This window comes from Paraperlucidibaca baekdonensis, assembly GCF_003387535.1.
Classification (GTDB): Bacteria; Pseudomonadota; Gammaproteobacteria; order Pseudomonadales; family Moraxellaceae; genus Perlucidibaca; species Perlucidibaca baekdonensis.
In genome coordinates, this window is sequence record NZ_QUNR01000002.1 from 278815 (window position 1) to 294504 (window position 15690).

Below are 15690 nucleotides of genomic sequence, written 5' to 3' on the forward strand. Positions count from 1 at the left end.
CAGATAAAAAAATGCCCCGCTGAACGGGGCATTTTTTTGACGCTTGATTAGCCTTCGCTTGGCGTTTCCGCGGCTTTAGCCTCAGCTTTCAGGCGGGCCTCTTGCTCACGCTGTAAGCGACGACGCACACGTGGGTCATTGCTGGCGCGGCGCTTGGCTTTATCGCCTTTGCTCTCGGCCTCTGCTTTGGCTTCAGCTTTTGGCTCGGTCTCGGCTTTCGGCTCAGCAGCTTTCTCGGCAGCTGGCTTGGCCTCTGCGGTTGGCGCGAGTTCAGCAGCAGGTGCTTCAACAGTCTCTGCAGCGGGTGTGGCTTCTGTGGTTGCTTCAACGGCAGCGGTTACTTGAGCAGTCTCTGGCTCTGCAACAGGAGCCGCCTCAGTCGCCTCGACACTTGCAGCAGCCTCAGTAGCTTCAGTCTTTGCTTGTGCAGGAGCAGCCTCAGCAGTTTCTGGCTTGGCTTCGACAACGGCAATGGCTTCTGTCTTTTCTACAGCCACGACCTCGGCAGCTGATGCGGCAACAGCAGGCGCTGCTTTAGGTGCGGCACTGGCGTCTGGCGTAGCGTCAGTTTTTGCCGCCATTTCGTCTGGAACGGGCAAGCCGGCATCCATAAGTACCTGTGGGTCGCGCTCGCGCGGTCCACGTTGGCGTCGTGAAGGGTGACGGTTGCGACGACGACGTTCGCCACCGCCGCCCTCAGTTGCTGCGGCGGCCGGCGGGGTAGTGGTTGTAGCAGCGGTATTGTCGACGTTATCGGCTTCAGCTTTTGCTTTGCTCTCTGCATTGGCTTCACGATTTTTATCGCGTGGCGGACGCGGAGCCCGCGGTGGGCGCGGCGCACGCGATGCCTGCTCTGTGCCATCACCGGCATCGCGACGCTCACCACGTGGGGGGCGATTGTCATTTGCTGTGTCGCTTTGACCACGACCACCGGCGGCTTGCAGTTCGTTATTTTGACGACGCTCTGGCTGGCGATTACGACCGCCTTGGCCGCGACCACCGCGTTGGTTTGAGTTGCCGCGTGCTTGCGTCGGTTTGCGCTCAGGTACCACGGGCTCCGGCTCAGGCTTGATGCCAAACAGGGCGCTAAGCCATGTTTTCAGCCACAGTAACAAGCCGGTGGCTTGCTCAACTTTAGCAGCCGGCGAGGGCGTGGTGGCCTGTTCGCGCGGCTCAGCGGCTTTTGGCGCTGGCGCTTGGGTGTTGTGGGCAACATTGCGCACGGCCGCGACTTGGCGTTTTGGCGACTCGCCATCGACTGCATCGAGCACGACTTCGAGCGCCGGTGCTTCGATACGCTCAACGAGCTTGAAGCTTGGGCCGTCGTCATCGTTTTCTTCGACTTGGTCATCGCGCAGACGCGTGACTTCGTAGTGTGGCGTTTCTAAGTGCGGGTTGGGCAAAATCAAAATACGTACTTTGCTGCGCAGCTCGAGCTCAGCCAAGGTCTGGCGCTTTTCATTGAGCAAGAACGTGGCGACCGAGACCGGCACTGAGGCGTTGATTTGCGCGGTGCGCTCTTTCAATACTTCTTCTTCAATGAGACGCATGATCGACAGCGCCAGTGAGCGCACATCGCGGATCACGCCCGTGCCATTACAGCGTGGGCAGACCAAGCCAGTGGCTTCTTCGAGCGATGGCCGCAGGCGTTGGCGCGAGAGTTCGAGCAGGCCGAACTTGGAGATGCGACCCATTTGGATACGTGCGCGGTCCATGGTCAGCGCTTCACGCAGACGCTCTTCGACCATGCGCTGATGTTTTGGCGGGGTCATGTCGATAAAGTCGATGACCACCAAGCCGCCGCTGTCGCGTAGGCGCAGCTGACGGGCTATTTCATCGGCCGCTTCTAAGTTGGTGTTGAGCGCGGTCTCTTCAATATCGCTGCCTTTGGTGGCGCGCGCCGAGTTGATGTCGATAGACACCAGCGCCTCAGTCGGATCGATAACAATAGAACCGCCCGATGGCAGTTTCACTTCGCGCTGGAAGGCGGTCTCAATTTGGCTCTCGATTTGATAGCGGTTAAACAGCGGCACCGAGTCTTTGTAGAGCTTAATTTTGTTCTGATAGTGCGGCATGACCTGTTGCACAAAGCTCATGGCTTCGTTGTAGGCGGCTTCGCTGTCGATCAGCACGTCATTGATGTCTTGGCGCAAATAATCACGCACGGCACGAATAATGACGTTGGATTCTTGGTAAATCAGGAAGGGCGCGGACTTTTCGGTGCCGGCTTGGTTGATCGCCGTCCATAAGGTCAGCAGATAATCCAAGTCCCATTGCAGCTCTTCGGCGCTACGACCGAGACCCGCGGTGCGCACAATGACGCCCATATCATTGGGGATGGTGATGGAGTTCAGCGCATCTTTCAGCTCTTGGCGCTCTTCACCTTCAATACGGCGCGAGATGCCACCCGCGCGCGGGTTGTTGGGCATGACCACCAAATAGCGACCGGCCAGCGAGATAAATGTCGATAGCGCCGCGCCTTTATTGCCGCGTTCTTCTTTTTCGACCTGAACGATGACTTCTTGGCCTTCTTGCAGCGCATCTTTAATCGTGATGCGGCCGCCGGCTTCTTTCGGGGATTTGTTGAAATATTCGCGCGCGACTTCTTTTAATGGCAAGAAGCCGTGACGGTCGCCGCCGAAGTCAACAAAGGCGGCTTCAAGGCTGGGCTCAACGCGGGTGACGCGGCCTTTATAAATGCTGGCTTTTTTCTGAACTCGGCCACGGTGCTCCAGATCGAAATCATAGAGGCGTTGGCCATCGACCATGGCGACGCGAATTTCTTCGTCGTGCGTGGCGTTAATTAACATGCGTTTCATGTGCGGTTACTCAAAAGAGGAACCGTCTGAGCGCACTCAGGCAGGTGTACGGCAACAGAGCGACCACACGCGTGGCATGAGGTCTGTGTAAGCTGACTATCATCGACCGATCGGGCCAGATTAAGTCATTGATTCTGTTGTTGGTTGGCCAGGTCGGGCACAGGGTGTCTGTGCGGAGCTAACCAACGCGGTTCCACGCCGAATGGGCATGGGCCGAAAACTATTCCTGCCTGAGCGAGATCCGAAGACGGCCCCAGGCTGTGTTGTTTGGTGAGCGCGTAGCGTCAACGCTTACCGGTACTTGGGTGTTACGGCCAGCCAGGGGAGGTGCATGGGTCGGTGGTCAAGACTGGGGATTATCCTCTCAGCTGACCAAGCTCGTGTGCGATTCCCGCCGGGCGGCGTCGCTTATGCTTTATACTTCCGCCAGCGACTTGCTTGAGCCCGATGTGTTTGGGCGTGCCCTTGGGCATTAATGAGCAAGTCGTTAGTCTTCAATTGCATAGCGACTCGCTAATATAGCAGTCATCCCCGTGTGCCGCTAGATTAAGCGCACCGATTTATCCACAGGCTTGTTCATGCACGCACCCGATAGTTCAGATACCCCCGCCGTTAGCTACATCACCGTGGATGCCGCTTACGCCGGCCAGCGCCTCGACAACTTCCTGATGACGGCGTTGAAAGGCACGCCACGCACGCTGATTTATCGCATTGTGCGCAAAGGCGAGGTGCGCGTGAATAAAGGCCGCATTAAGCCGGATTACCGTGTGGAGGCCGGCGATGTGATTCGCGTGCCGCCAATTCGTGTCAGCGAAGAAGCGCCCGCGCACCGGCCATCGAGCGGCTTGCAAAAGCTTTTGGCGCAACGCCTGGTGTTTGATGAAGATCATTTGATGGTGATCAATAAGCCTGCCGGTTTGGCCGTGCATGGTGGCAGTGGCATCTCGGTGGGCTTGATTGAGGCGCTACGCAGCATGCGCCCCGAGCAGGCCGGTAGCCTTGAGCTCGTGCATCGCCTAGATCGCGATACATCAGGGCTGATCATGGTCACGGGGCATCGACCCTTGCTGCGTGCGCTGCACGGTCAGCTGCGTGATGGCCAGATGGACAAACGCTATGTGGCGCTTTTGAGTGGTCGCTTGCAAGGCACCAGCCACCGCGTTGAAGCGCCGCTTCTAAAGGTTGAGCGCCCCGGCGGTGAAGCCATGGTGCGAGTCTCGCGCGAGGGCAAGGCTGCAATCACGGTGTTTACGGTATTGGAGCGCTATAAAGATGCCACGCTGGTAGAGGCGCATTTGCTCACCGGTCGCACTCATCAGATTCGTGTGCATGCGCAGCATTTAGGCCATCCGCTGGTGGGCGACAGCAAGTACGGCAGCGATGCGGTTAATGAGCGCTTTAAAGCCAAAGGCCTGTCGCGACTGTTTTTGCATGCGCGCGATTTGAAGCTGACCTTGCCCTCGGGCAAGCGCTTGAGCTTGTCGGCCGAGCCCGATGACGACTTCGAAAAAGGTCTGGCGGTGCTGCGTCGTGGCTAAATTTGACCTGGTGATTTTCGACTGGGATGGCACGCTGATGGACTCGGTGGCGCAGATTGTGCGCAGCATTCAGGCCGCCGCTGGCGTTTTAGGTGTTGATGCGCCGAGCGATGAGGCCGCTAAAGATATTATTGGCCTGGGCTTGCCCGAGGCCATGCGCGTGCTATTTCCGAGCGTCACTGAGGCCGCGCGCGAGGCCTTGCGACAACACTATGCTAATCACTTTGTGTCACATAGCCAGGGACAAACCACGCCGTTTGCTGGTGCCGAAGCCATGCTTGAGCAGCTCAAGGCGGGTGCTGTGCAGTTGGCGGTGGCCACTGGCAAAAGCCGTAAAGGCCTAGATCGCGTGCTCGCTGATACCGGTTGGCGGCATTATTTTGCCGCTACCCGTTGTGCCGATGAGACACGCTCTAAGCCCGATCCGCGCATGCTCAAGGAGCTATTAAGCGAGCTCAATGTGCCGGTGCAGCGCGCGCTCATGGTTGGCGATACCACCTATGATCTTGGCATGGCCGAAGCGCTGGGCATGGCGTCTGTGGGCGTGACCTATGGCGTGCACAGCGCCGAGCGCTTGCTCAAGCATCAGCCATTGACGCTCTGCGACAGCGTGCCGGCCTTGGCGAAATTTTTGCAGCACACTATTTATCAGTGAGGATTAAGTCATGGCGGAATGGGGCAATGGTCGCGGTCCGCGCGACTGGGCATTGGTTGAGCGTTTTTTATTAGAAGATTTGAAAGACCGTCAGCGCGCTAAGCGTTGGATGTGGATTCGTCGTGCGGCATTTATTGTGTTGGTGGCGTTGCTGGCCTATCGCGCGCTATCGGGCTCGGTTAGCACCGAGAGCTTTGGTGCGCACACCGCAGTCATCACGGTGGATGGTGTGATTGCTGCCGATGCCTTGGCCAATGCCGACAGCCTCATTGAGGCGCTCGATAGTGCCTTTAATGCCAGCGAGGCGAAGGCTGTGGTGTTGCGCATCAATAGCCCCGGCGGCAGCCCCGTGCAGTCGGATCTGGTGTATCGCGAGATTCGTCGCCAACGCGCCGCGCATCCAGACACGCCGGTGTATGCGGTGATCGATGATATGGGCACCTCAGGTGCGTATTATATGGCGGTGGCCGCCGATAAAATCTTCGTGAATCCGTCGAGCTTGGTGGGTTCGATTGGCGTCATCATGCCCGGCTTTGGTGTGCCTGAGCTGCTAGAGAAGCTCGGCGTGGAGGATCGAACGCTCACTGCGGGGCGTCACAAAAACCTGCTCAGCCCCAGTCAGCCGGTGAATGTTGAGGAGCGCGCCCATGTACAAGGCGTGCTCGATGCGGTGCACCGGCACTTTATTGAGGCCGTGAAAGCTGGGCGTGGTGAGCGCCTGAGCGTCAATGATGAGACTTTCTCTGGGTATTTCTGGAGTGGTGATCAGGCCATTGCGCTTGGTCTTGCCGATGACCTCGGCTCGCTGCACAGCGTGGCGCGCGATGTGGTGAAAGCCGAGACCATGGTCGACTACACCTTGGTGCCCAATCCAGTGGATTCCGTGCTGCGTCGATTGGGTGCGCTGGCTGGTCACGAGTTTGCCGCGAGCGTGCGCCAAACACTGGGCATGGAGCTCGCTGGCGGGCGCTTAAAATAAGCCATAAATGCCGCAATAGTTCTTTGACAGGGGCGGGGTGAGTCCGTATTATCCCGCCCCTATGTCAGACGGCACACTTCCACACCTCATCGAACCTGGCAAATGGGCCGATCGCGCAGCAGTGCTCGATGTCGCCGTGCCATTAGCGCGTTTTTCGCGCCTGCTTGATGGCGCCTTGAGTACCGAGGGTGAGGTTAGTGTGCATGTTGCTTTCGCGCGCGACGCACGGCATCTGCCGGTGTTGGCGGGGCGCTTAGAGACCACCGTGTCGCTTGAGTGCCAGCGTTGTTTGCAAGCCGTGGCCGTGCCGCTGTCGGCACAGATCAATGTGTTTATGCTGCATGATGACGCCGATGTTGAGCGCTTGTCGGAAGCCGAAGATTTTGTACTAGCCGATGACGGAGAATTAGATTTCCCGGCATTGCTAGAAGATGAGTTGATTTTGGCGCTGCCCTTGGTGGCATGCCATGACGAATGTGAGCCAGCCGTGCCATTGCACGATGACGTGGTAGCTGAGCCCGAGGTAGTGAAAGAGAACCCATTTCATGTCTTAGCGAGCTTGAAAAAGCACTGAGACGCGAAATGACACCACAGTGAGACTGCTGCTTTGTGCAACAGTCGTGAGTAAAGTGCCGGAGTAAACCATGGCCGTTCAACAGAACCGTAAAAGCCGCTCGCGTCGTGACATGCGTCGTTCGCATGATGCCATCAGTGGCCCAACCCTGAGCGTCGATCAAACCACGGGCGAACTGCACCGTCGTCATCACGTCACCAAAGATGGCTTCTATCGTGGCCACCAACTCTTTGGCGTCAAAGACGAAGCCTAAACTCAAGACGCTCTGATCGATGTCGATCACGCTGGCAGTTGATGTAATGGGAGGCGACTTCGGTGCCTCCGTTACTGTGCCAGCGGCGTTAAAAATAGCCGCCATTGCCGCCGACGTGAATTTCTTGTTGGTAGGCGATGAAGCGGCTATTTTGCCATTTCTGGAAAATGTTCCCGCGTCGCTTCGAGCCCGTCTATGCATTGAGCACACCAGCGAATTCGTCACCATGGACGATAAAATCGCGGTGGCCCTGCGTCAGAAAAAACGCTCATCGATGCGTTTAGCAGCCGAAGCCGTGCGTGATGGCCGCGCGCAAGCGTGCATCTCTGCGGGCAATACCGGCGCGCTCATGGCGGTCAGCCGCTTCGTGTTGAAAACCCATCCTGCCATTGATCGCCCAGCCATTATGACGGCGCTACCCACGCAGGGTGGCCATGTGCATATGCTCGATTTGGGCGCCAATATTGATTCCGAGCCCGCGCATTTGCTGCAGTTTGCCCGGATGGGTGCGCTCGTTGCTGGCGCCCTTGATGGCCATGCCAGCCCGCGCGTGGCGCTGCTCAATATTGGCGAAGAAGAAATCAAGGGCAGCGAGCTCATCAAGCAAACGCACGCCTTGCTGCGCGATTCTGGCCTCAATTACATCGGCTACATTGAGGGCGATGGCATTTTCCGTGGCGAAGCTGAAGTGGTGGTCTGCGACGGATTTGTCGGCAATATTGCGCTGAAAAGCTCCGAGGGCGTGGCGAAAATGATCGCCGCGATGATCAAGACGCAAATCAACCGCAACTGGCTGACCAAGCTGCTCGGCGCGCTGGCCTACCCGATTTGGCGTGGCTTAAAATCGCAAATGGACCCCGGCCGCTACAACGGCGCCAGCCTCGTTGGCCTCAATGGCATCGTGATAAAAAGCCATGGCAGCGCCACCAGCGACTCGTTTGCACACGCCCTGGAAGTGGCCATGCTGGAGGTGCGCAAAGACATTCCGGGCTTGATCTCTCGGCGTTTTAGCGAGGCGGCTGAAGACAAAAACGCTTAGGCGTTGCGGCGCTCATTACTATAAAAAAACGTATTCATTTTACAGGACAGATTATGACGACGACTGCATGGGTATTTCCCGGCCAAGGCTCGCAAAGTATTGGCATGCTAGCCGACTTAGCGGCGCACCATCCCCTCATTGAATCCACGTTTGCAGAAGCCTCAGCGGCCCTCGGCAAAGACCTGTGGGCGCTCGCGCAGAGCGGCCCTGAAGCCGACATGAACGCCACCGAAAACACGCAGCCTTTGTTGCTGACGGCAGGCATTGCGGTGTGGCGCGCCTGGCAGCAAGCCGGTGGCCCAGCGCCGCAGTATTTGGCGGGTCACTCATTGGGCGAATACACCGCGCTGGTGGCCGCTGAGGTGCTATCACTGGCCGATGGTGTGCGCCTAGTGGCTGAACGCGGACGCCTGATGCAGGCTGCTATGCCTGCTGGCGAGGGCGCGATGGCGGCAATTTTAGGGTTAGATAACGCGCAAGTCATTGCGGCGTGTCAGGCTGCTGCGCAAGGCGAAGTCGTCTCAGCGGTCAATTTTAATGCGCCCGGCCAGGTCGTCATTGCCGGCACGGCAGCGGCGGTGCAGCGCGCCATGGCCGAGTGTAAGGCCGCGGGTGCCAAGCGCGCTTTGCCGCTATCGGTAAGTGCACCATCGCATTGTGCCCTGATGCGCCCGGCCGCAGACGAGCTAGCGAAATGCTTTCACGCGCTAACGTTCAATGCGCCGGTGATTCCGGTGGTGCAAAATGTCTCAGCGAAAGTGGCCAATGACATGGCGAGCTTGCAAGCGGCGCTCGTGGAGCAGCTCTACAGCCCCGTGCGCTGGGTTGAATGCGTTGAGCGTTTAACGACGTTGGGCGTCACGGATTTGCTAGAAAGTGGCCCGGGCAAAGTGCTCACCGGCCTCAACAAGCGCAGCGCAAAAGACGCGACGCATTGGTCGTTAGAGTCCACCGAAGGTATGACAGCAGCGTTGGCTGCTCTTTGTTAAGCTCTGTAACATGCTTGAGGAATTGCTATGAGTGAGTCAGAAAAAATTGCCCTCGTGACTGGCGCCACCCGCGGCATTGGCCGTGCGATTGCGTTAGCGCTTGGTCAGCAAGGCCATACCGTCATAGGCACGGCAACCAGCGCCGATGGCGCCGCGCGCATTTCGGCCGCATTTGCTGAGGCCGGCATCAAGGGCCAAGGCCTCGTGCTCAATGTCGCTGATCCTGAGTCGATCGAGCAAGCCTTAACCAGCATTCACGAGACATTCGGTGCCCCGCAAATCCTCGTTAATAACGCTGGCATCACCCGCGATAACCTCATGCTGCGCATGAAAGCAGACGAATGGGATGAGGTTATTAACACCAATTTATCGGCGATTTTCCGACTCACCAAGGCCTGCCTGAAAGGCATGACCAAGGCGCGTTGGGGTCGCATTGTCAATATCAGCTCCGTGGTGGGCTCCATGGGTAATCCCGGACAGGCCAATTACGCGGCGGCGAAAGCCGGTTTAGAGGGCTTTGGCCGTGCGCTGGCGGCGGAAATTGCTTCGCGCAATATCACCGTCAATGCCATTGCGCCGGGCTTTATTGAAACCGATATGACCACTGCTTTGCCGGAAGCGCAGCGCGAGTTATTACTCAAGCAAGTGCCGGCAGGGCGTTTAGGGCAACCACAAGACATTGCCTCGGCAGTTGCGTTTTTGACTTCTGAGTCAGCGTCTTACATCACCGGGACCACGCTGCACGTCAACGGCGGCATGTACATGGCCTAAGGCCATGAAATTCCAACATAAGTTGACATGAAACAACTATTTACGGTTTGACGGCAGGCTGTTCTTGCCAGCTACGGGTCGCTTCACTAGACTTGGTCGCGACTTGTCGGCCTAACCGACATCACAGGAGAAAAACGTGAGCACTATCGAAGAACGCGTCAAAAAAATTGTCGCCGAGCAACTGGGCGTAAAGCTGGAAGAAGTTACCAACGAAGCATCATTTGTTGATGACTTGGGCGCTGACTCGCTAGACACCGTGGAATTGGTGATGGCATTAGAAGAAGAATTCGAAACAGAAATTCCCGATGAAGAGGCTGAGAAAATCAGCACGGTGCAAACCGCCATTGATTACGTGTCTGCGCACAGCAAACAGTAATTTGTGTGTGAGTGAAAAGCCGCAGTGGCGTTTGCGCTCCTGCGGCTTTTTCGTATCAGCAGCACGGGCATGGCTGCATAATAGTAGCGACAATCGCATCTTCAGTTAGCGAGCGGAGGACTTATGACAAAGCAGCGCGTAGTGGTCACTGGGCTTGGCATGCTCACCGGTCTCGGTAGCAGCGTTGAGTCTTCTTGGCAGGGTGTTACCGCCGGTCGCAGCGGCATTCGCCCGATTACTGAATTTGATTGCAGCCACCTCACCACCCAATTTGCCGGCCAAGTATCTGACTTCGCTGTCGATGACTATATGCCTGCCAAAGAGGCGCGGCGTATTGATGCGTTTATTCAGTACGGCATAGCAGCGGGCCATCAGGCCATGATCGATTCGGGCTTGGAGATTACCGAAGCCAATGCCGAGCGCGTGGGTGTTGCGGTGGGGTCGGGGATCGGTGGCCTAAGTACCATTGAGGCGACCCATAAAAGCTTGCTGGATGGCGGCTTGCGTAAGGTTTCGCCGTTTTTTGTGCCGGGCTCCATCGTCAATATGGCGGCGGGTATGCTGGCGATTCGTTTTGGCTTAAAAGGCCCGAATATCGCCGTGGCCACCGCCTGCACGACCGGCACACACAGCATTGGTCTCGCTGCGCGCATGATCGCCTATGGCGATGCCGATGCCATGCTCGCTGGGGGCACCGAGAAGGCCTCGTGCGCCTTGGGCTTGGCCGGTTTTGCCGCGGCGCGAGCGCTATCCACACGCAACGACGCGCCAGAGCTTGCTAGCCGGCCATTCGATCGTGATCGTGATGGCTTTGTGATGGGCGATGGTGCTGGTGTGGTCATGCTCGAGTCCTTGGCGCACGCGCAAGCGCGCGGCGCCCGCATTTATGCGGAGCTGGTGGGTTTTGGCATGAGCGAAGATGCTTTCCACATGACCTCGCCGGTAGAAAGTGGTGCCGGTGCTGCCAGTGCCATGCGCAATGCCTTAAACGATGCCGGTATCAACCCTGATCAGGTCGATTACATCAATGCCCATGGCACCTCCACGTCGGCCGGCGATGTGGCCGAATCATTGGCCATTGAGCGGGTCTTTGGCGGCCACGCCAGCCAGCTGGCGGTGAGCTCGACGAAGTCCATGACTGGGCATTTGCTCGGTGCTGCTGGTGGCATTGAGGCGATCTTTAGCGTCTTGGCGTTGCGCGATCAGGTCGTGCCGCCGACCATCAATTTGGATAATCCAGACCCGCAATGCCGCCTCGACTACGTGCCACACAGCGCCCGTGATCAGCGCCTGGATGTAACCGTATCAAACTCCTTTGGCTTTGGCGGCACCAACGCGTCCTTGGTGTTTCGACGCCTGTGAGCGCGGTCGCCGAGCCATCCGCCATGCTGCCTGATGTGATGCTCTGGCGCGGCGCCGAGCCGCTAACGGCATTGGCGCCGGATGATCGCAGCCTACGCTACGGCGATGGCCTGTTTGAAAGCGTGCGCGTGCTCGCAGGTCGGCCTGTGCTGATGGCTGAGCATTGGGCGCGCCTGAGCAGTGGTTGCGAGCGCCTGGCATTGCCCGATGAACCGATTTGGCGAGAGTATGTGCAGGCATTTTTGCAGGGGCGTGGCACCGGCGTGATGCGCGTGCAGGTAAGTGCCGGTTCCGGTGGTCGCGGCTATGGCCGCCCAACGCCCTGCGAGCCGGTATTGATATTGACGTGGCACGATGAGCCAATGCCGCCGGCGGCGTGGTCGAGCCAGGGCATTTGCATGGCCGAGCTAAGCCTGACGCTAAGCGATCAACCCATGCTGGCTGGCATTAAGCACTGTAACCGTTTGGAGCAGGTGCTCATGCGTGCCGAGCTCGCCACGTTGCCGGGCTGCCAAGAAGCGGTGGTCTACGATCACGCCGGGCGCGTCATTGAGGGCGTGTTTAGCAACCTGTTTTTTGTCCGCGATGGCGAGCTGCACACACCGGCACTGGCGCGTTGTGGTGTGCGCGGTGTGCTGCGCGATGCATTGCTCAATGCCTGTGCAGAGCGCGACATCAGCGTGCATATTGATGACTACACGCGCGCCGATTTGCTGGCGGCCGAGGCGATTTTTTTCGTCAATAGCGTCAATGGTTTATGGCCAATCCAGCACTGGCAGGGCCAGATGCCAAGCAGGCCATTGGTCAGTGTCGATGCCACCAAGCCCAATAAGACTTGGCGAATCGATGCAATCACCCGACAATGCCAAGACATTATTGCCCCGTGGTTTGCTAGCGCATGAGTTCAAAAAAAGCCCCTATTCGCCTCTACCGTTGGCTGCTGATGGCCATTATTGTGTTGTTGGCGATCATTGCCTACCGCATATTGTTGCAGTCGGTTAGTCTGCCCACTGAGGGCGTCAAGCTACGCGTGATGCGCGGTAGCAGCTGGCAGCAAGTGGCCACGCAGCTCAGCGAGCAGGGCATTATTCACAGCCAATGGTCATTGCGCGCGTACTTAGCGCTGCGCCCAGGCGAGGAAGTATTGCTGCCCGGCGTCTTTAAGTTTCGCCCACCCATGACCTTGGAGCAGCTGGTTGCGCGCCTCTCGCAAGCGCCCGATGGCACGCCGGCCATGCTGGTGATCGAGGGCACGCGCTACCGCGACCTGCTGGCGACCATTGCCGCGCGAGATGATGTGCGCCACAGCGTGGCTGACATGAGCGATGCGCAAGTGCTGGCGGCCATCGGTGCCGAGGAGTCGCATCCCGAGGGCCTGTTTGCCCCCGACACCTATGTCATGGACGACGACACCCGCGACATTGATATTTTGCGCCGACTGTATTTGCGGCAAAAGCGTATTTTGGCCGCCGAATGGGCCGCGCGCGCGCCTAAGCTGCCCTATAAAACGCCTTACGAGGCGTTAATCATGGCCTCGATTATTGAGAAAGAAACCTACCGCCACGATGAGCGCGCGCGCATTGCCGGCGTCTTTGTGCGGCGTATGAATTTAGGCATGCGCCTGCAAACCGACCCCACGGTGATCTACGGCATGGGCGAGGCCTATCGCGGCAACATCACGCGCAAAGACTTACGTACCGCCACCGAGTACAACACTTATCGCATCGATGGCCTGCCGCCGACGCCGATCGCGTTGCCAAGCCGCGCCTCGATTCATGCCGCGCTGCATCCAGCCAAGGGCAACGCGATTTTCTTCGTGGCCGATGGTAAAGGCCGTCATATTTTCTCGGCAACGCTGCGTGAGCACAACAACGCCGTCAATAAGTATCAGCGCCGATGAGTCAGCCCGGTTTATGGCCGCGCTTCATTAGTCTTGAGGGCGGTGAGGGCGTTGGTAAAAGCACAAATCTCGCTGCCATGGCCGAGCTGCTGCGCGCCACTGGCCGCGAGTTGGTGGTCACGCGTGAGCCGGGTGGCACGCCGTTGGCGGAAGACATTCGCCAGCTCTTGTTAGCACCGCGCAATGAGGCCGTGGCCGCCGATGCCGAGCTCTTGCTGCTCTTTGCAGCGCGTGCGCAGCACTGGCAGCAGGTAATTTTGCCGGCCTTGAGGCGTGGCGCGTGGGTACTCTGCGATCGTTTTGTTGATGCCACTTACGCTTATCAAGGTGCAGGTCGCGGCCTCGATACGGCGTTGATCGATCGCTTGGCCGAGCTTGTCTTGCAGGGTCAGGGGCCCGCGCTGACGTTATTGCTCGATGTCGATGTGGCTACTGGCTTAGCGCGTGCTCAGCAACGCGCGGCGCTCGATCGTTTTGAGCAGGAGCAGCTGAGTTTTTTTGAGCGCGTGCGCGCAGCGTATTTGGTGCGTGCGCAGGCTGAGCCCGAACGCATTCGGCGCATTGATGCCAGTCAGCCCTTAGCGCAGGTACAGGCTGATGTCGCCGCGGTCATGGCCGCCTATATTGAGATGTGTGAATAATTATGTTGACTGATGTGTACCCATGGCAGCGCGGCATTTGGGCCTCGCTAAATCGCCTATTAGTGGCTGAACGCCTACCTCACGCCATGCTTTTCGCCGCACCGGCCGGTACGGGTAAACGGCGCTTAGCCGATGCCTTTGCTGCGCGCATGTTGTGTCAGTCGCCGGTCGCCGATACCGCGTGCGGGCATTGCCGTGGTTGTGAGCTCTTAGCCGCTGGCACGCACCCGGATTATTATGTGCTGAGCCCTGAGGGTGACGGCGAGAAAGTCAGTAAGGTCATCAAGATTGATCAAGCCCGCGCGGTGGTCAGTTTTGCCGCGCAAACCGCGCAAATGCAGGGCTACCGCGTCATCATCATTGAGCCGGCGGATGCCCTGAACACGGCCTCGGCCAATGCCTTGCTAAAAACGCTTGAGGAGCCGGGTCAGCGCTGCGTATTTCTCTTGCTGACCGATCAGCCCACGGCGCTTTTGGCGACCATTCGCAGCCGTTGCCAATTACTGCCGCTGAGCTTGCCTAGCGATGACGATGCGCTGACCTGGCTGCGCCCGCAGCTGAGCGCACCGGCAATGGCCGAAACCCTGCTAGCCTTGGCGCGCGGGGCACCGTTGGCGGCGCTAGCCTTGAGCGAGGCGCCGTGGTTTATCCAGCGCGGCACACTGCTCGATGCGCTGCTGGCGGTCGGAAGCGGCGCTGATCAGCCGCTAACGGCCGCCGCGGCCTTTGCCAAGATGCCCGCCATTGAGCAGATTACTGCGTGGCAAAGCCTGCTCGATGACGCTGTGCAGCAAGGTCTCGCGCCGGAGTCACCGGTGCGTCATAGCGACTTGCCATTACTCAAACAGCTCGCTGAAATCAACGCGCAATGCTTGCTGGAAACCCTGTGGCAAGCCGTTGAAGCGCGCCGTTTGCTTGATGACACCAATGTCGCAGCCGCCACCATCATCGATAATCTCTGGTTGCATTGGGCACGTGCGACCCGTCAAGGAGGCCATCATGTTCGTCGATAGCCATTGCCATCTCGATATGCTCAAGCTCGACCGTCACGCCGGCTCGCTGAGTGCCGCGCTCGATGCCGCGCGTACGCGTGGCGTTGAGCATTTTCTCTGCGTCAGTGTGGAGACCGAGAAGTTCGATGATCTCTGCGCGATTGCCGAGCAGCACCAGGATGTCTCACTGAGCATCGGCGTGCACCCCTGCCATACCGATGCCCACGCGCCCAGCGCGGCGGAGTTGCTGGCTTTGGCGCAGCATCCGCGCGTGGTCGCCATTGGCGAGACCGGCCTTGATTATTTCCACGATGCCAGCACCCGCGAGCAGCAGCAGGCGCTATTTTCCACGCACATTGAGGTGGCGCGCCAAACCGCCAAGCCGCTGATTATTCACACCCGTTCATCACGCGAGGATGTATTAGCGCAAATGCGTCGCGAGGGCGCTGAGCGCGCGGTCATGCATTGCTTCACCGAAGATTGGGACACCGCGACGGCGGCGCTGGACTTGGGCTATTACATTTCTATCTCAGGCATTGTGACGTTTAACAAAGCGCTGGAACTAAAAGAGGTCGCCAAGCGCATTCCGCTCGATCGGCTGCTGATTGAGACCGATGCGCCATATTTGGCGCCCACGCCCAATCGTGGCAAGCCCAATGAGCCCGCGTATTTGCCCGATACCGCCGCACATATTGCGCAGTTGCGAGGCATCAGCGTGGACGCTTTAGCCGAGGCCACCACGGAAAACTTTAAGCGGTTGTTTGGTCTGAAGTCGCTGAGCTACTAGCGCGCGGTCGTAGCG

General features: G+C 58.5%; 16 protein-coding genes. 15 read left to right on the forward strand and 1 reads right to left on the reverse strand.

What is annotated here, in order from left to right; genetic code table 11:
• Positions 1–47: 47 nt before the first annotated feature.
• The gene (locus DFR26_RS05330; protein ID WP_220375707.1) at positions 48–2819 is read right to left on the reverse strand and encodes an Rne/Rng family ribonuclease; all 2772 of its coding nucleotides are present in this window, start codon (positions 2817–2819) and stop codon (positions 48–50) included.
• A 578-nt stretch (positions 2820–3397) separates the two neighbouring features.
• On the opposite strand from DFR26_RS05330, the gene DFR26_RS05335 reads away from it, so the two are divergent.
• The 15 genes from DFR26_RS05335 (at position 3398) to DFR26_RS05405 (ending at position 15675) form a co-directional block, all read left to right on the forward strand.
• On the forward strand, positions 3398–4357 hold the full coding sequence (locus DFR26_RS05335) for an RluA family pseudouridine synthase (protein ID WP_116207931.1): 960 nt from the start codon (positions 3398–3400) through the stop codon (positions 4355–4357).
• Positions 4350–5012 carry an HAD family hydrolase gene (locus tag DFR26_RS05340; RefSeq protein WP_425453353.1) on the forward strand — a complete coding sequence of 221 codons (663 nt, stop codon included), beginning with the start codon at positions 4350–4352 and terminating at the stop codon, positions 5010–5012. The genes DFR26_RS05335 and DFR26_RS05340 overlap by 8 nt, the downstream gene beginning before the upstream one ends.
• A 10-nt stretch (positions 5013–5022) precedes the next feature.
• Positions 5023–5991: a signal peptide peptidase SppA gene (gene sppA, locus DFR26_RS05345; RefSeq protein WP_116207933.1), complete on the forward strand. Its 969-nt coding sequence runs from the start codon at positions 5023–5025 to the stop codon at positions 5989–5991.
• Between the two features lie 61 nt (positions 5992–6052).
• Positions 6053–6565, forward strand: coding sequence for a YceD family protein (locus tag DFR26_RS05350; protein WP_116207934.1), 513 nt, complete (start codon positions 6053–6055; stop codon positions 6563–6565).
• A gap of 70 nt (positions 6566–6635) precedes the next feature.
• The gene (gene rpmF, locus DFR26_RS05355) at positions 6636–6818 is read left to right on the forward strand and encodes a 50S ribosomal protein L32 (protein ID WP_116207935.1); all 183 of its coding nucleotides are present in this window, start codon (positions 6636–6638) and stop codon (positions 6816–6818) included.
• Between the two features lie 19 nt (positions 6819–6837).
• Positions 6838–7857, forward strand: a complete 1020-nt coding sequence (plsX, locus tag DFR26_RS05360; protein ID WP_116207936.1) for a phosphate acyltransferase PlsX — start codon at positions 6838–6840, stop codon at positions 7855–7857.
• Between the two features lie 53 nt (positions 7858–7910).
• On the forward strand, positions 7911–8846 hold the full coding sequence (gene fabD, locus DFR26_RS05365; RefSeq protein ID WP_116207937.1) for an ACP S-malonyltransferase: 936 nt from the start codon (positions 7911–7913) through the stop codon (positions 8844–8846).
• A gap of 27 nt (positions 8847–8873) precedes the next feature.
• The gene (gene fabG / locus DFR26_RS05370) at positions 8874–9617 is read left to right on the forward strand and encodes a 3-oxoacyl-ACP reductase FabG (protein WP_116207938.1); all 744 of its coding nucleotides are present in this window, start codon (positions 8874–8876) and stop codon (positions 9615–9617) included.
• 136 nt (positions 9618–9753) lie between these two features.
• Positions 9754–9993: an acyl carrier protein gene (gene acpP, locus DFR26_RS05375; RefSeq protein WP_116207939.1), complete on the forward strand. Its 240-nt coding sequence runs from the start codon at positions 9754–9756 to the stop codon at positions 9991–9993.
• 123 nt (positions 9994–10116) lie between these two features.
• Entirely contained in the window at positions 10117–11355 is a 1239-nt protein-coding gene (fabF, locus tag DFR26_RS05380; RefSeq protein WP_116207940.1) for a beta-ketoacyl-ACP synthase II, read from the forward strand.
• Between the two features lie 23 nt (positions 11356–11378).
• Positions 11379–12257 carry an aminodeoxychorismate lyase gene (gene pabC / locus DFR26_RS05385; protein WP_147300265.1) on the forward strand — a complete coding sequence of 293 codons (879 nt, stop codon included), beginning with the start codon at positions 11379–11381 and terminating at the stop codon, positions 12255–12257.
• Positions 12254–13255, forward strand: a complete 1002-nt coding sequence (gene mltG, locus DFR26_RS05390) for an endolytic transglycosylase MltG (protein WP_220375708.1) — start codon at positions 12254–12256, stop codon at positions 13253–13255. Before pabC ends, mltG begins: the two co-directional genes overlap by 4 nt.
• On the forward strand, positions 13252–13896 hold the full coding sequence (tmk, locus tag DFR26_RS05395; RefSeq protein ID WP_116207942.1) for a dTMP kinase: 645 nt from the start codon (positions 13252–13254) through the stop codon (positions 13894–13896). Before mltG ends, tmk begins: the two co-directional genes overlap by 4 nt.
• A 2-nt stretch (positions 13897–13898) precedes the next feature.
• Complete coding sequence (locus tag DFR26_RS05400; RefSeq protein ID WP_116207943.1) at positions 13899–14909, forward strand: DNA polymerase III subunit delta'; 1011 nt, start codon at positions 13899–13901, stop codon at positions 14907–14909.
• On the forward strand, positions 14896–15675 hold the full coding sequence (locus DFR26_RS05405; protein ID WP_116207944.1) for a TatD family hydrolase: 780 nt from the start codon (positions 14896–14898) through the stop codon (positions 15673–15675). Before DFR26_RS05400 ends, DFR26_RS05405 begins: the two co-directional genes overlap by 14 nt.
• Positions 15676–15690 lie beyond the last annotated feature (15 nt).